This window comes from Pseudomonas sp. GL_103, from assembly GCF_057835175.1.
This window is the reverse complement of sequence record NZ_CM174420.1, coordinates 2,006,815-2,022,373: the sequence shown is the minus strand read 5'-3', so window position 1 is coordinate 2,022,373 and position 15,559 is coordinate 2,006,815. Positions and strand designations below refer to the sequence as shown.

Genomic DNA, 15,559 nt, shown 5'->3' with positions numbered 1-15,559 from the left:
AACTAACGAATACAGGTGCATCAGTCAAAGGATAAATAGATATTGTCGACAATCGCCTGATAACCGGTTGCACCATAACGAAGCAACCCGTCTATTTATAGCCACCGGCCAGCGCTGGCGCCATCAAACCACCGTGCTAGAATGCCGCCCGCATTTGTTTGTCACATCTGCACTGCCTGTCATAAAACCCTGCCAGGCATACGAGGGAGCTTGCGCAGCGATGCCAGGGCCTTGAATCAAGTCGGACCGCTGCGCACCAGGATTTATGAGACTCAAGCCCTTCCCCACCTTCCTTTATTTCCTTTGCCTGCCCGGCTTCGCAATGGCCGGGGAAAAGACCGTGTATGGCCTCAATGAGTACGCATCGCTCAATGGCATCGATCTGGAAGTGGCGGCCAAACTCGACACCGGGGCGAAAACCGCTTCCCTGAGTGCACGGGATATCAAACGCTTCAAACGCAACGGAGAGTCGTGGGTGCGCTTTTACCTGGCCATCGACGCCGCCCATTCGCACCCGATCGAACGCCCGCTGGCCCGTGTCAGCAAGATCAAGCGCCGGGCCGGCGACTACGACCCGGAGGAAGGCAAGAAGTACACCGCCCGCCCGGTGATCGAACTGGACATCTGCATGGGCTCGGCCCTGCGCAGCATCGAAGTGAACCTGACCGACCGCAGCGCGTTCCAATATCCGCTCCTGATTGGCTCCGAAGCACTCAAGCGCTTCGATGCACTGGTTGACCCCAGCCTTAAATATGCTGCCGGCAAACCCGCCTGCACCACCGACGCTCATACCGCCGAGTAATTCAAATGCGCTCTCTTACCCTTCACCTGAAACTGCTGATCGCCATCCTGGTGGTGCTGGGCATTTCAGTTACGGCCTACCAGATCTTCGTGCTGGGCATCCCGGTGACCGAAGACGCCACCGACGACCTGTGGAACATCGACGCCAAGGTCGAGTTCGTCGCCAGTGCCAAGGACCCGGTCAAGATCCAGATGTTCGTGCCTCCGCTGAGCCGCGACTTCGTCAGCCTCAACGAGAGCTTCATCTCCAATAACTACGGCGTGGCCGTGAACCGGGTCGACGGCAACCGCAAGGTCACCTGGTCGGCACGCCGGGCCAAAGGCAACCAGACGCTGTATTACCGCCTGGTGCTGACCAAGCGTTATTCCGGCGAGAAAGCCAAGATCAAAGGCCCAACCTTCCGCGACAGCATGACCATCGAGGGCCCGGAAAAAATCGCCGCCGAAGCCCTGCTCGCACCGATTCGCCAACACTCGGCCGACGTCGAAACCTTCGTCGGCGAAGCCATCAAGCGGGTCAACAACCTCAACGACGACAACGTAAAACTGTTGCTGGCCGGCGATCCTTCCGCCGCGCACAAGGCGAAAATCGTCGAGTTGCTGCTGTCCATCGCCCACGTGCCGGTCGAGAAGGTCCACACCATCCGCCTGGTGGCCGATCAGCCGCAAATGCCGGAACTGTGGCTGCGCAGTTTCAATGGCACCGACTGGCTGTATTTCAACCCGGAAACCGGTGAACAGGGCCTGCCGAGCGACCGCCTGCTGTGGTGGACCGGCGACGAAAATCTGATCACCGTCGATGGCGGCAAGAAAGCCAACGTGACCTTCAGCCTGAACAACAGCGAAATGAACGCCATTCGCCTGGCCAAGCTGACCGACGAAAACACCGACGCCAACTTCCTCGAGTACTCGTTGTACGGCCTGCCGCTGCAAACCCAGCAGACCTTCATGATCATGGTGATGATCCCGATCGGCGTGCTGGTGATCCTGATCCTGCGCAACCTGATCGGCATCCAGACCCTGGGCACCTTCACCCCGGTGCTGATCGCCCTGGCCTTTCGTGAAACCCAGCTCGGCTTCGGTATCGTGCTGTTTACCATCATCACGGCGCTGGGCCTGTCGCTGCGCTCCTACCTTGAGCACCTGAAACTGCAAATGCTGCCGAGGCTGTCAGTGGTGCTGACATTCGTGGTGGTGCTGATTGCGGCCATCAGCCTGCTCAGCCATAAACTCGGCCTGGAACGCGGCTTGTCGGTGGCGCTGTTCCCTATGGTGATCCTGACCATGACTATCGAACGCCTGTCGATCACCTGGGAAGAGCGCGGCGGTGGCCATGCCATGAAAGTGGCCATCGGCACGCTGTTCGCCGCGTCCCTGGCGCACCTGATCATGACCGTGCCGGAACTGGTGTACTTCGTGTTCACTTTCCCGGCGATCCTGCTGATCCTGGTGGGCTTCATGCTGGCAATGGGCCGTTATCGCGGTTACCGCCTGACCGAACTGGTGCGCTTCAAGGCCTTCCTGAAAAAGGCTGACGCCTGATGTTCGGCCTCTGGAAGACCTGGAAGGCCCTGGAAACCCGGGGCATCATGGGGATCAATCGGCGCAACGCAGACTACGTGCTCAAGTACAACAAGCGCAGCCTGTACCCGATCGTCGATGACAAGATCATCACCAAGGAACGCGCCATCGCCGCCGGCATTCATGTGCCGGAACTCTATGGGGTGATTTCCACCGAGAAGGAAATCGACAATCTCGAAGAGATCATCGGCGCACGCAGTGACTTCGTGATCAAACCGGCCCAGGGCGCTGGCGGCGATGGCATCCTGGTCATCGCCGACCGCTTTGAAGGGCGTTATCGCACGGTGTCCGGCCGGATTATCAGCCATGAAGAAATCGAGCACCAGGTTTCCAGCATCCTGACCGGCCTGTACTCCCTGGGCGGTCACCGCGACCGGGCGCTGATCGAATACCGGGTGATTCCGGACCAGATCTTCAAGAGCATCAGCTATGAAGGCGTACCGGACATTCGCATCATTGTTTTGATGGGCTACCCGGTGATGGCCATGTTGCGCCTGCCGACGCGCCAGTCCAACGGCAAGGCCAACCTGCACCAGGGCGCCATCGGTGTCGGCGTGGACCTGGCCACCGGCCTGACCCTGCGCGGCACCTGGCTGAACAACATCATCAACAAACACCCGGACACCACGAACGCGGTGGATGGCGTGCAACTGCCCTACTGGGACGGTTTCATGAAACTCGCCGCTGGCTGTTATGAGTTGTGCGGCTTGGGCTACATCGGTGTCGACATGGTCCTGGACCAGGAAAAAGGCCCGCTGATTCTGGAGCTCAACGCCCGGCCTGGGCTGAATATCCAGATTGCCAATGACTGCGGCCTGACGTTGCGTACTCATGCGGTCGAGGCGCGGCTGGAAGACCTCAAGGCTCGTAGCGTGACCGAAACGGTCGAAGAGCGCATGGCGTTTGTGCAGGAGATGTTTGGGCATATTCCTGCAGTCGAAGGCTGATCTTTTGTGGCGAGGGGGCTTGCCTCCTCGCCACAAGAGTGTGCGGCCACATGCTTCTTTCCGACATCCCTCTAGGACCAAATCCTGCAGAGGACTACAATCGCCACCCCGCCTCGATGGCTGACTTCCCCCGCCCATGTTGACCTGCTCCGTACACCCGCTGCCCTATCGCGCCAACCCCGCCGAATATTTCGCGGCGATTCGCCATGCACCCGGTGCCGTCCTGCTCGACAGTGGCCGCCCCAGCGCCGACCGTGGTCGCTATGACCTGCTCAGCGCCTGGCCATTGGAGCAACTGACGGTATCGCCCGACGAAAGTGGCGACGCTTTCCTGCAACGCCTGCGCGATAACCTGACACGCCTGGGCGAAGCCAGTCTGCCGGCACCTTACGAGTTGCCGTTTGCCGGTGGGTTGATCGGCTACCTGAGTTACGACTTCGGCCGACATCTGGAGCGCCTGCCGAGCCAGGCCCGTGACGACCTGCATTTGCCCGACGCGCGTTTCGGCTTGTACGGCTGGGCATTGATCAGCGATCACCTGTCGCTGACCAGTCAATTGGTGTTCCACCCGTCCCTGCCCGACAGCGAGCGCCAGCGCCTGATCGAACTGTTCAGCCAGCCTGCACCGCAAGTGTCCGCGCCCTTCAAACTGCTCACCCCGATGACTGCCGAGTTGAGCGCTGACGAGTATCAACAGGCCATCGAGCGCATCCAGCAGTACATTCAGGCCGGCGACTGTTACCAGGTCAATTTCGCCCAACGGTTTCGCGCGCCCTGCCAGGGTGATTCGTGGGCCGCTTACTGCGCGCTGCGCGCTGCGTGCCCGACGCCTTTTTCCGGCTTCCAGAGCTTGCCTGATGGCGATGCCGTACTCAGCCTGTCGCCGGAACGCTTCGTCAAAGTCAGCCAGGGCCATGTGGAAACCCGCCCGATCAAGGGCACTCGCCCGCGGGGCCTGACGCCAGAGCAAGACGCCGCGAACGCCGCCGAATTGCTGGCCAGCCCCAAGGACCGCGCGGAAAACCTGATGATTGTCGACCTGCTGCGCAATGACCTCGGTCGCACCTGCCGCACCGGCTCGGTACGGGTGCCGGAACTGTTCAGCCTGGAAAGCTATCCGAACGTGCACCACCTGGTAAGCAGCGTCACCGGTGAACTGGCGGATGAGCGCGATGCGCTGGACCTGATCGCCGGCAGCTTCCCCGGCGGCTCGATTACCGGCGCGCCAAAGATTCGTGCCATGCAGATCATCGACGAACTGGAGCCGACCCGGCGTGGCCTGTATTGCGGTTCGTTGCTGTACCTGGACGTGCGCGGCGAGATGGACAGTTCCATCGCCATCCGCAGTTTGCTGGTCAAGGACGGGCAGGTGTGTTGCTGGGGCGGTGGCGGGATTGTTGCGGATTCGGAGTGGCAGGCTGAGTATCAGGAATCGATTACCAAGGTGAAGGTGCTGCTCGACACTTTGCAGAACCTTTAAAAGCATCGCGAGCAGGCTCGCTCCCACAGGTTCGCCGCAATACCTGTGGGAGCGGGCTTGCCCGCGAAGGCGTCAGACCAGGCGACTACAGACTCAACGTCCGGTTCGAAGCCTTGATGAACTCCTGCTTCAGCTCTTCAAACGTATGCACCGCCGGGAACTGCGGGAATTGCGCAATCACGTTGTCCGGCGCATGAAACAGAATCCCGGCATCGGCCTCGCCCAGCATTGTGGTGTCGTTGTAGGAATCCCCTGCCGCGATCACCCGGTAGTAGAGGCTCTTGAAGGCCAGGACCGACTGACGCTTGGGATCTTTCTGACGCAGTTGATAGTCAGTGACTCGCCCGCTGCCGTCAGTAATCAGACGATGGCAGAGCAAGGTAGGGAAGCCCAGCTGGCGCATCAGCGGCTGGGAGAACTCATAGAAGGTGTCCGACAGGATCACCACCTGGAAGCGCTCGCGCAGCCAGTCGACGAACTCGATGGCGCCGTCCAGCGGCTTAAGCGTGGCGATCACTTCCTGAATGTCGGAGAGCTTCAGGCCGTGCTCGTCGAGAATCCGCAGGCGCTGCTTCATCAGTACGTCGTAGTCGGGAATGTCCCGGGTGGTGGCCCTGAGGGATTCGATCCCGGTTTTTTCGGCGAAGGCGATCCAGATTTCCGGAACCAGCACACCTTCAAGATCCAGACAGGCAATTTCCACAAGACACTCCCATTTGTATTGATTATTGAGTCGAGCGAGCAAAAAGACTGCCGAACTCTAGCGACTCGGGCCTGCCTGCGCAACGCAGAGGATGCCCCGGCCCGTGCAGCTTTTTGTTACCATCGACCCCATATAGAGCGCCCAGCGCCACCGACCTGTAGGAAGCCGCCCTGATGAGCCCAACGTTCGACGTCGTGGAACTCGCCACGACCTATGCCAACAAGTCCGCCCAGGACATTCTGAAATTCGCTTTTGCCGAGTTCGGCGATGACCTGTGGATATCTTTCAGCGGCGCCGAAGACGTGGTGCTGGTGGACATGGCCTGGAAGCTGAACAAGAACGTCAAGGTGTTCAGCCTCGACACCGGCCGCCTGCACCCCGAGACCTACCGCTTCATCGATCAGGTGCGCGAGCACTACAAGATCGACATCGAACTGGTGTCGCCGGACCACACCAAACTCGAACCGTTCGTTAAGGAAAAAGGCCTGTTCAGTTTCTACAAGGACGGCCATGGCGAATGCTGCGGCATCCGCAAGATCGAACCGCTGCGCCGCAAGCTGTCCGGCGTGAAAGCCTGGGCCACCGGCCAGCGCCGGGACCAGAGCCCCGGGACCCGCAGCGCCGTCGCGGTGATGGAAATCGACACCGCGTTCTCCACCCCGGAACGCACCCTGTACAAGTTCAACCCGCTGGCGCAAATGACCAGCGAAGAGATCTGGGGCTACATCCGCATGCTGGAACTGCCGTACAACAGCCTGCACGAACGCGGTTTCATCAGCATCGGCTGCGAGCCCTGCACCCGCCCGGTACTGCCGAACCAGCACGAGCGCGAAGGCCGCTGGTGGTGGGAAGAAGCGACGCAGAAGGAGTGCGGGCTGCATGCGGGGAATATCATCAGCAAGTCGAAAGGCTGATCCCAAGCCTTGTGAAATCCCCACATTGGTCATGTGTCAGCCCTCAAAAAATGTGTACACACGAATGTCACCATCGGTGCCATTTGTGTGTGCACTTTTAGTTTCAGCGCCCCAAAAAGTTACATCTCCTTTCTCATCACCTCGCCTGCATCCCCCTCTCAAAAAATAAATACCTGTTCAATCGGTCAATTTAAATTTTCTATTTTTCAGTCATTTATCCGTTATCGATAACAAAACGAAATGAGCACTGGTTTTTATAGAATCGCGACTGGCATGGATCTGGCTTAAGTGCATACATGTTTTGTATACAATCAAATCAAAACATACACACACTTTAGATCCGCAAGCCTGAAGCGCCCTATCCCGTACAGGCTGCAGATGCCCCGTAACCAATGATATTCGCCACCCGCGACGAAGATTTGTCGAGCCAACGCTCATGCACAGTCATCGCGGCGTCGAACATCAGGAGCCTGCCGGAATGCGTACTAGTCTCTCCAATAACAACATCGCGCTGGATCTACCCTCCTCCCATTCCACCCACAATCAGGCGCATCACGCCCCCGTGGTGCTCAGTCCCCGATTGCACAACAAGGACCTGGCACCGACCAAGTCCGAAGGCCGGCGCTGGGGCCGCTACAGCATCTTTGCCCTGTGGACCAACGATGTGCACAACATTGCCAACTACTCGTTTGCCATCGGCCTGTATGCCCTTGGCCTGGGCGGCTGGCAGATCCTGTTGTCCCTGGGGATCGGCGCGGCGCTGGTTTACTTCTTCATGAACCTGTCTGGCTACATGGGCCAGAAAACCGGGGTGCCGTTTCCGGTCATCAGCCGGATCAGTTTCGGCATTCACGGTGCGCAGATTCCTGCATTGATCCGCGCCGTGATCGCCATCGCCTGGTTCGGTATCCAGACGTACCTTGCGTCCGTGGTCTTTCGCGTGTTGTTGACGGCGGTCCATCCCGGGTTCGCCGACTACGACCACGACTCGATCCTCGGCCTGTCGACCCTGGGCTGGGTGTGTTTCGTCGCGATCTGGTTCGTGCAACTGGCGATCCTTGCCTATGGCATGGAGATGGTGCGGCGCTACGAGGCGTTTGCCGGCCCGGTGATTCTGCTGACCGTCGCCGCCCTCGCCGCGTGGATGTACGCCCAGGCCGATGCGACGATTGCCTGGTCGATCCGCGAGCCGCTGACTGGCGGCGAGATGTGGCGCAACATCTTTGCCGGTGGCGCACTGTGGCTGGCGATCTACGGCACCTTGATCCTCAACTTCTGCGACTTCGCCCGATCTTCGCCGTGCCGCAAGACCATCAAGGTCGGAAATTTCTGGGGCTTGCCGGTGAATATTCTGGTGTTCGCCAGCATCACGGTCCTGCTGTGCGGCGCGCAATTTCAGATCAATGGCCGGATCATCGAAAGCCCGACCGAGATCATCGCCTCGATCCCCAACACCTTCTTCCTGGTGCTCGGCTGCCTGGCGTTCCTGATCGTCACCGTGGCGGTGAACATCATGGCCAACTTCGTCGCCCCGGCGTTCGTGCTCAGCAACCTGGCGCCCAAGTACCTGACTTTCCGCCGCGCCGGGTTGATCAGCGCGACTATCGCCGTGCTGATCCTGCCCTGGAACCTCTACAACAGTCCGCTGGTGATCGTGTATTTCCTGTCCGGCCTCGGCGCCCTGCTCGGCCCGTTGTACGGGGTGATCATGGTCGACTACTGGTTGATTCGAAAAGGCCAGGTCAACGTGCCGCAGTTGTACAGCGAAGACCCGAACGGCCCTTATTACTACAGCCGCGGGGTCAATTTGCGCGCCGTGGCGGCGTTCATTCCTGCCGCCCTGATCGCCATCGTCCTGGCCCTGGTGCCGGGGTTCCACAGCGTATCGCCGTTCTCCTGGCTGATTGGTGCCGGCATCGCCGGGATGCTCTATCTGATCATCGCCAAGCGCCAACCGCACTACGCCGATGTCAGCGGCGAAGCCATCGCGGTCGAAAACGTCAGCCATTAACTCCATGGAGGCCCGGCAATGTCGGGCCGCAGAACCATCCGCAATAAGGACTCCCCATGCGCATTCTCGTGGTCAACGTCAACACCACCGAATCCATCACCCAGGCCATCGCCCGCTCGGCGCAGGCCGTCGCGTCGCCCGGCACGGAAATCGTCGGCCTCACCCCGCACTTCGGCGCCGACTCCATCGAAGGCAACTTCGAAAGTTACCTCGCGGCCATCGCGGTCATGGACCGGGTGATGTCCTACGACCAGCCATTCGACGCCGTGATCCAGGCCGGTTACGGCGAGCACGGTCGTGAAGGCCTGCAGGAACTGCTCAATGTGCCGGTGGTGGACATCACCGATGCTGCCGCCAGCACGGCGATGCTTCTCGGCCACGCCTATTCCGTGGTCACCACCCTCGACCGTACCGTGCCGCTGATCGAAGATCGCCTCAAGCTCTCCGGCCTCTGGGATCGTTGCGCCTCGGTACGGGCCAGTGGTTTGGCAGTGCTGGAACTGGAGCACGAACCGCAGCGCGCACTGGAGGCCATCGTGCATCAGGCCGAACTGGCGGTGACCCAGGACAAGGCCGAAGTGATTTGCCTGGGCTGCGGCGGCATGGCCGGACTGGACGAGCAGATTCGCCGACGCACCGGGGTACCGGTGGTGGATGGGGTGACAGCGGCGGTGACCATTGCCGAGTCGCTGGTGCGCTTGGGCCTGTCGACGTCGAAAGTGCGAACCTATGCGACGCCGCGGCCGAAAAACATCATTGGTTGGCCGGCACGGTTTGCCCGGTAGACCGCGTTATCGTTCATCGCGAGCAGGCTCGCGATGGCCGCCCCACGGTTTCAAGACTTGCTCAAACAGCACTAAACCTCTGCCCCAACCCCCGCTCGGCAAACTGCTCAATGATGAAATCGACAAACGCCCGGGTCTTGCCGGGCAGCAGTTTGTGTTCGGCGTAATAGATGGAGGTGTAGCCGTCGTCGATGTACCAGTCCGGCAACACCCGCTGCAACCTGCCCGACTCCAGATAGCCCGAGGCAAACGGCATGCTCACCAGCGCAATGCCCAGACCCTGCGCGGCCGTGGCGCAGGCGGCCTCGGAATCGCTCATGGTCATCCGCGCCTTGAGCGTCAACGGGCTGTGTTGCTGATTGCGGTGGGTCAACTGCCAGGAGCGCACCCGACCGGTTTGCGGCGAACGGATCAGAATCCCGTCATGGTGCTTGAGGTCATCCGGCTCGCTGATCGCCGCGTGTGTCTCCAGGTAGTCCTGCGTAGCCACCAACACCCGATGCGCCGGACTCAGCCGGCGGGCCACCACGCCTTGAGGCAATTCGAAGCCGCCGCCGATTGCCGCATCAAAGCCCTGCCCGATCAGATCGACCTGGCGGTTGTCGAAGTGCCAGTCCGGGTTGATCGCCGGGAATCGCCGCAGAAACTCGCCGAGCATCGGCACAATGTACAGGCAGCCAAATACCGTCCCCATGCTGACTTTCAGGGTGCCCGCCGGCTGCCCTCCGGCGCTGGCGAGATTGGCCACGGCATTCTGGATCGTGTGCAGGCTGCCGCTGACTTCGCCGAGAAACAACTGACCGGCCTCCGTCAGGGTCAGGCTGCGAGTGCTGCGCTGGAACAACCTGACACCCAGGCGCGCCTCGAGCTTGGCAACGCTCTTGCCCACCGCCGCCGGTGTCAGACTCAAGCGACGCGCCGCTTCAGCAAAGCTGCCGACCTCGGCACTGCGCACAAAGCATTCGATACTGCTGAAGGTTTCCATAGGCGCCACTATAAACTTTTGGTTTACACAGACTATCGCAATTATGGTCTACACAGCAGGTAATCCTGAATCGATACTAGGCGCCATCAACCGGGACATCTCGCCTCGGGACTTGGAGATCGACATGACTACTCAGAACCTCAGCGGCAAAGTGGCATTGATTCAAGGTGGTTCCCGCGGTATCGGTGCCGCCATCGTCAAGCGCTTGGCCGCTGAAGGCGCGACCGTTGCCTTCACTTACGTCAGCTCCACGGCCAAGGCCGAAGAACTGCAAGACAGCATCACCGCCAAGGGCGGCAAGGCCCTGGCCATCAAGGCCGACAGCGCTGACGCCGACGCGATCCGCGGTGCCGTGTCCGCCACGGTAGAAGCCTTCGGTCGCCTGGATATCCTGGTCAACAATGCCGGCGTACTGGCGGTTGCACCGCTGGCCGAGTTCAAACTCGAAGACTTCGACCAGACCCTGGCCATCAACGTACGCAGCGTGTTCATCGCCACCCAGGCCGCCGCCAGACACATGACCGAAGGTGGTCGCATCATCAACATCGGCAGCACCAACGCCGACCGCATGCCCTTCGCCGGTGGCGGCCCGTACGCAATGAGCAAGTCGGCGCTGGTCGGCCTGACCAAAGGCCTGGCCCGTGATCTCGGTCCGCAAGGCATCACCATCAATAACGTGCAACCGGGCCCGGTCGATACCGACATGAATCCGGCCGAGGGTGACTTTGCGGAAAGCCTGATCCCGTTGATGGCCGTGGGCCGTTACGGCAAGGCCGAAGAGATCGCCAGCTTCGTCGCCTACCTCGTCAGCCCTGAAGCCGGCTACATCACGGGAGCCAGCCTGACCATCGACGGTGGTTTCGGCGCCTGATGCGTGTCAGCCAACCGCAATAACTGTGGGAGCGAGCCTGCTCGCGAAGAGGGAGTATCAGACACGTTGATGTTGTCTGAAACACCGCTTTCGCGAGCAGGCTCGCTCCCACATTTGCCAGAGTCACCCCGTCTTTTTTGCTAGGCCCACTCTAGCGCCGGCAAACCAAAAGCACTCGGCACAAACCCCTTCAGCGTACGAAGAATGCCATCAGCATGTGCGTACTTTGCGTCGGCCATTGCCGCATCCGGGATTGCAATCGCCGTCATCCCCGCCGCTTTCGCCGCGGTGACACCAAAAGGCGAATCCTCGAACACCAGGCAATCTTCCGGTGCAACCCCCAGACGCCGCGCCGCCGTCAGGAAAATATCCGGTGCCGGTTTGGCCGCGCCCACCTCGGGGTCATCGGCGGTGACGATGAAGTCGAACAAGGCGAACCAGTCGCGGTGCAAGGTGGTTTTCTGGCCGAATGACTGACTCGAAGAACTGGTGCCCACGGCAATGGGAATGTTGTTGGCCTTCAGATGCCGTACCAGCTCCTGCGCGCCAGGCATTGCCTGCGCGGTAGGAAAACGCTCGCGCATCAGCGGCTCGCGGATCACCAGAAATTCTTGCGCCGTGATCGGCAAGTCCAGCGCTTCAACCACATAGCGCGCCAAATCGCCCGCGCCCCGGCCAATGATGTTCTGTTTGATGCTCCAGTCGAACGTCCGGCCGTAACGCGCGGCAATGATGGACGTGACTTCGGTGTAGATGCCCTCTGTATCCAGCAACAAGCCGTCCATATCGAAAATCACGGCCTTGATCGGGCCGAATGCTTTCAGTGGTGCATTCATCGCATCTGATCCGTTTTCTAAGGCATCCGGGGCAGCTCAGGTACGGCCGATGCCCCATGGATTAAAGGATTCAGCAGCATAGCGAGCACCGCCGGCTCAGGGCAATGATCAAATCCCGATCGACGCCGAATGGTCCTCCGCGATTAAGCGAATTGCCCTACAGCAAGCGCCACCTTTCCCGACTTCTTTCCTTGCCGATCCCCCGCAGAGTTTCGCGCTCCACACTCCGCCAAGCGAAAGACAGCAGATGTTCGATCCCCAAGAGGTATTGGCATGCCCCGCCAGCGGTCCCCTGACACTTCGCTCCGGCAGGCATGAACGCCACGAGGACGCCTCCAGACAGGCGAAAAACCCCAACGGCTACAGTGCAGAAACCGTCGAGCGCACTGCCACCCACAACGGCACTGTGTCGATGGTTACCGGCGAAGGACTGCTGCCCCTCACCGACGGCACCCTCGACGGGATCCTGCCCTTCGACTTCACCCGTCTCTATCGCACCAGTGCCGTCGAAATCGACAGCGGCCTCGGTTTTGGCTGGAGCCATTCGCTGTCCCAGCACCTGGAACTCCACGGCGAGCAAGTGCTGTGGATCGACCCCGAAAACCGCCGCACGCCCTTTCCCCGGCCGACGGCAGAGCGCCCGGTGATCCACAACAGCCTGTCGCGGGCGGCGATTTACCTCGGCGAGGAGCCGGACGAACTGATCCTCGCCCTGGCCGGCGAGCGCGCGCGGTTCTACCACTTTCATGACGGCCGGCTCAGCGCGATCAGCGACGCCTACGGCAACCGCCTGACGGTGCAGCGGGACCGCTGTGACCGGATCCAACGCCTGGACAACGGCGCCGACCGCGCCTTGCTGCTGCGTTACGACCTCAAGCACCTGGTGGCCGTCGACTATCAGGTGTTTCAGCGCGGCGACCCCGAGGCGAACACCTGGCGCACCGAACAGACACTGGTCAACTACCGCTACGACGCCCGCCAGCGCTTGATCGAGGCAACCAACGCCGCAGGTGAAAGCGAGCGTTATGACTACGACGAGCAGCACGTCATCCTGCAACGGCAACTGGCCGGCGGCGCGAGTTTCTTCTGGGCATGGGAACGCTGCGGCAAGGCAGCCCGCTGCATCCATCATTGGGCCTCGTTTACGCAGATGGAGGCGCGTTACGCCTGGGACGATCAAGGCTGCGTGACAGTGAACAGCGCCGACGGTAGCGAAGAGGTTTACGTTCATGACAACCGCGCACGGTTGGTGCGCCAGGTCGGGCCCGACGGCGGTGAGCTGCACAGGGCCTACGACGATCAGGGCCGCCTGATCGCCGAGCAGGACGCCCTCGGCGCCGTCACCGAGTACCACTATGACGAAGCCGGCCGGCTGATCGCGCAGCTTGCGCCCGATGAGGCGCCAATGTCCTGCGACTATCGCCACGGCTTCCTGCGCACCCTCACCCGTGGTCAGGCGACGTGGACCTGTCAGCGCAATGCCCAGGGCGATATCACTGCCGTCTCCGATCCCGACGGGCAGATCACCCGCTATTTCTACGACCCGCAGGGGCGCTTGCTGACGATCCGCTTCCCCGACCAGAGCGGTCACCGGTTTGTCTGGAACGCCTTGGGGCAACTGTTGGAGGAAACCTTGCCGGACGGTGCCCAGCGCACTTTTTCCTACGATGTGCTGGGCCGGCGGATTACCCGGCAGGACGAACACGGTGCCGTCACCGGCTATGAGTGGGACGCCGTGGGGCGACTGACCAGGACCACGCTGCCCACCGGTGCCTGCCGTGTCTATCGCTACAACGCCTACAGCCAGGTCACCGCCGAAACCGACGAACTGGGACGGGTAACCCGCTACGAATACGCCGACGACCTGCACTTGGTCAGCCGTCGGATCAACCCCGACGGCAGCGCACTGAAGTACGGCTACGACCATGCGCAACTGTTGCTCACCGAGATCGAAAACGAGGTCGGCGACACCTATCGGCTGGACTACACGCCGGGCGGATTGATCCGACAGGAAACCGGCTTCGATGGCCGTCGTACCACCTATGCGCATGACTGTAATGGCCGGTTGCTGGAGAAAACCGAGTTCGGCGACGACGGTTCGCAACTCGTCACACAGTACCAACGCGACAGCGCCGGGCGCTTATTGCTCAAGACCCTGCCCGACGGGGCCAGGGTCGAGTACCACTACGACAACTTCGGGCGACTGGTCCGCGTGGATGACGGTCAGGACCATCCGCTGGCGTTCGAATACGACCGCCTGGGCCGGCTGATTACCGAGCATCAGGGCTGGGGCACCCTGCGTTACGGCTACGATGCCTGCGGTCGACTCAAGCGGCTGCGTCTGCCGGACGGCTGTGTCCTTGTCTACCACCACGCCAAGGGGGGCATCCTCACTGCCATTGATCTCAATGGCACGCGCCTGACCAGCCACCGTTGTGTCGGCGGGCGCGAACAGCAACGCCAACAGGGCCTGCTGCTCAGCGATTACGCCTACGACGAGCAAGGCCGTTTGCAGCTCCATGCCGTCAGCCAAAAGCAACGACCGCTGTACCGCCGCGAGTATGTCTACAGCGCCAAGGGCAATCTCCTGCAGATTGCCGACAGCCGTTACGGCCAACGCCACTATCAATACGATGCGCTCGACCGCCTGACCGGCGTACGCCACGCCCGCGACCCGTTCGCGGAGAACTTCAACCATGACCCGGCCGGCAACCTGCTGATCCACGGTCGTCCGGGCCCGTTCGTGCTCCAGGGCAACCGTCTGCGCCGCCACTGCAACAGCCACTACGTCTACGACGCCTTTGGCAACCTGATCCGTGAACGCCGCGGGATGCCGCGCCAGGTCACCCAATACACCTACGACAGCCAGCACCGCCTGATCAGCGTCAGCACCCCGGACGGTAAAAGTGTCAGCTACCGCTACGACGCCTTCGGCCGGCGCACCCGCAAAACCGTCGACGGCCAGACCACGCAATTCTTCTGGCAAGGCGACCAGCTCATCGCCGAAAGCGCTCCCAGGCACTACCGCAGTTACGTTTACGAACCCGGCAGCTTCCGCCCGCTGGCGCTACTCGACGGCAAGGGCCGGGCAGACGTCTGCCCGTTCTACTACCAGCTCGACCACCTTGGAACCCCGCAGGAACTGACCAGCTACGGTGGAGCCATCGTCTGGTCGGCCAAATACACCGCCCACGGCAAACTCCGCGAAGTGAGCCACGGCGACGGTGAACGACTCGAACAGCCGCTACGGTTTCAGGGGCAATACTTGGACGCCGAGAGCGGTCTGCACTACAACCGCCATCGCTACTACCATCCGGACATCGGTCGTTATCTGACGCCGGATCCGGTCAAGCTGGCCGGTGGGTTGAACCCGTATCGGTACACCCGGAACCCGACGGGGTGGGTGGATCCATTGGGGTTGGGCGGGAATTGCCCGCAGGCGAACACGCAGGGATGCTCGGCGCCACATCGGGAAAGAGGGGTAAAGGTTGATGAGGGAGAGCCTGATGCGCCCTCTCCAAAACCTTCGAATAAATACCTGTACCGCGGAGACTCACGGGAGCCACGGGAAGTTTTTGTAACCGGATTTGAACCCCTCGGACCGACGCTTTAAAGAAGCAATCGGGACCGGGCTTGCTCACTGTC

General features: G+C 61.1%; 12 protein-coding genes. 9 read left to right on the top strand and 3 right to left on the bottom strand.

Annotated elements, in window-relative coordinates; genetic code table 11:
- The first annotated feature begins 265 nt into the window (after window positions 1-265).
- From rloA to pabB, 4 genes are all read left to right on the top strand, one after another.
- Entirely contained in the window at window positions 266-802 is a 537-nt protein-coding gene (gene rloA / locus AC3IP0_RS09250) for a retropepsin-like aspartic peptidase RloA (RefSeq protein WP_046042906.1), read from the top strand.
- A 5-nt stretch (window positions 803-807) separates the two neighbouring features.
- The gene (gene rloB / locus AC3IP0_RS09245; RefSeq protein WP_489319008.1) at window positions 808-2,343 is read left to right on the top strand and encodes an osmotic stress tolerance membrane protein RloB; all 1,536 of its coding nucleotides are present in this window, start codon (window positions 808-810) and stop codon (window positions 2,341-2,343) included.
- Window positions 2,343-3,329 carry an alpha-L-glutamate ligase-like protein gene (locus AC3IP0_RS09240; RefSeq protein WP_489327203.1) on the top strand — a complete coding sequence of 329 codons (987 nt, stop codon included), beginning with the start codon at window positions 2,343-2,345 and terminating at the stop codon, window positions 3,327-3,329. The genes rloB and AC3IP0_RS09240 overlap by 1 nt, the downstream gene beginning before the upstream one ends.
- A gap of 136 nt (window positions 3,330-3,465) precedes the next feature.
- A complete protein-coding gene (gene pabB / locus AC3IP0_RS09235) occupies window positions 3,466-4,809 on the top strand; it encodes an aminodeoxychorismate synthase component I (protein ID WP_489319006.1) in 1,344 nt (447 codons plus the stop codon).
- 85 nt (window positions 4,810-4,894) lie between these two features.
- Here pabB and thrH read toward each other — a convergent pair whose 3' ends face one another.
- A complete protein-coding gene (gene thrH / locus AC3IP0_RS09230) occupies window positions 4,895-5,512 on the bottom strand; it encodes a bifunctional phosphoserine phosphatase/homoserine phosphotransferase ThrH (protein ID WP_489319005.1) in 618 nt (205 codons plus the stop codon).
- Window positions 5,513-5,685: 173 nt separating this feature from the next.
- On the opposite strand from thrH, the gene AC3IP0_RS09225 reads away from it, so the two are divergent.
- The 3 genes from AC3IP0_RS09225 to AC3IP0_RS09215 all read left to right on the top strand — a co-directional run bounded on the left by AC3IP0_RS09225 (window position 5,686) and on the right by AC3IP0_RS09215 (window position 9,222).
- Window positions 5,686-6,426 carry a phosphoadenylyl-sulfate reductase gene (locus AC3IP0_RS09225; RefSeq protein WP_489319004.1) on the top strand — a complete coding sequence of 247 codons (741 nt, stop codon included), beginning with the start codon at window positions 5,686-5,688 and terminating at the stop codon, window positions 6,424-6,426.
- 478 nt (window positions 6,427-6,904) lie between these two features.
- Entirely contained in the window at window positions 6,905-8,437 is a 1,533-nt protein-coding gene (locus AC3IP0_RS09220) for an NCS1 family nucleobase:cation symporter-1 (protein ID WP_489319003.1), read from the top strand.
- Window positions 8,438-8,493: 56 nt separating this feature from the next.
- Window positions 8,494-9,222, top strand: coding sequence for an aspartate/glutamate racemase family protein (locus AC3IP0_RS09215; RefSeq protein ID WP_489319002.1), 729 nt, complete (start codon window positions 8,494-8,496; stop codon window positions 9,220-9,222).
- Window positions 9,223-9,283: 61 nt separating this feature from the next.
- Here the strand turns inward: AC3IP0_RS09215 and AC3IP0_RS09210 are convergent, their stop codons facing one another.
- Complete coding sequence (locus tag AC3IP0_RS09210; protein ID WP_489319001.1) at window positions 9,284-10,207, bottom strand: LysR family transcriptional regulator; 924 nt, start codon at window positions 10,205-10,207, stop codon at window positions 9,284-9,286.
- A 124-nt stretch (window positions 10,208-10,331) separates the two neighbouring features.
- Between AC3IP0_RS09210 and AC3IP0_RS09205 the strand changes: the two genes are divergently transcribed.
- Window positions 10,332-11,078, top strand: a complete 747-nt coding sequence (locus tag AC3IP0_RS09205) for a 3-oxoacyl-ACP reductase family protein (RefSeq protein WP_151213299.1) — start codon at window positions 10,332-10,334, stop codon at window positions 11,076-11,078.
- 140 nt (window positions 11,079-11,218) lie between these two features.
- Here AC3IP0_RS09205 and AC3IP0_RS09200 read toward each other — a convergent pair whose 3' ends face one another.
- Complete coding sequence (locus AC3IP0_RS09200) at window positions 11,219-11,914, bottom strand: HAD-IA family hydrolase (protein ID WP_489319000.1); 696 nt, start codon at window positions 11,912-11,914, stop codon at window positions 11,219-11,221.
- 412 nt (window positions 11,915-12,326) lie between these two features.
- Between AC3IP0_RS09200 and AC3IP0_RS09195 the strand changes: the two genes are divergently transcribed.
- Window positions 12,327-15,527 (top strand): RHS repeat-associated core domain-containing protein, encoded by a 3,201-nt coding sequence (locus tag AC3IP0_RS09195; protein ID WP_489327789.1) that lies wholly within the window; start codon window positions 12,327-12,329, stop codon window positions 15,525-15,527.
- The last annotated feature ends 32 nt before the right edge of the window (window positions 15,528-15,559 follow it).

Bases quoted from the DNA above. Each gene is read 5' to 3' on its own strand.
- rloA (WP_046042906.1), top strand. From the start codon at position 266: ATGAGACTCAAGCCCTTCCCCACCTTCCTTTATTTCCTTTGCCTGCCC.
- rloB (WP_489319008.1), top strand. From the start codon at position 808: ATGCGCTCTCTTACCCTTCACCTGAAACTGCTGATCGCCATCCTGGTG.
- AC3IP0_RS09240 (WP_489327203.1), top strand. From the start codon at position 2,343: ATGTTCGGCCTCTGGAAGACCTGGAAGGCCCTGGAAACCCGGGGCATC.
- pabB (WP_489319006.1), top strand. From the start codon at position 3,466: ATGTTGACCTGCTCCGTACACCCGCTGCCCTATCGCGCCAACCCCGCC.
- AC3IP0_RS09225 (WP_489319004.1), top strand. From the start codon at position 5,686: ATGAGCCCAACGTTCGACGTCGTGGAACTCGCCACGACCTATGCCAAC.
- AC3IP0_RS09220 (WP_489319003.1), top strand. From the start codon at position 6,905: ATGCGTACTAGTCTCTCCAATAACAACATCGCGCTGGATCTACCCTCC.
- AC3IP0_RS09215 (WP_489319002.1), top strand. From the start codon at position 8,494: ATGCGCATTCTCGTGGTCAACGTCAACACCACCGAATCCATCACCCAG.
- AC3IP0_RS09210 (WP_489319001.1), bottom strand. From the start codon at position 10,207: ATGGAAACCTTCAGCAGTATCGAATGCTTTGTGCGCAGTGCCGAGGTC.
- AC3IP0_RS09205 (WP_151213299.1), top strand. From the start codon at position 10,332: ATGACTACTCAGAACCTCAGCGGCAAAGTGGCATTGATTCAAGGTGGT.
- AC3IP0_RS09200 (WP_489319000.1), bottom strand. From the start codon at position 11,914: ATGAATGCACCACTGAAAGCATTCGGCCCGATCAAGGCCGTGATTTTC.
- AC3IP0_RS09195 (WP_489327789.1), top strand. From the start codon at position 12,327: ATGGTTACCGGCGAAGGACTGCTGCCCCTCACCGACGGCACCCTCGAC.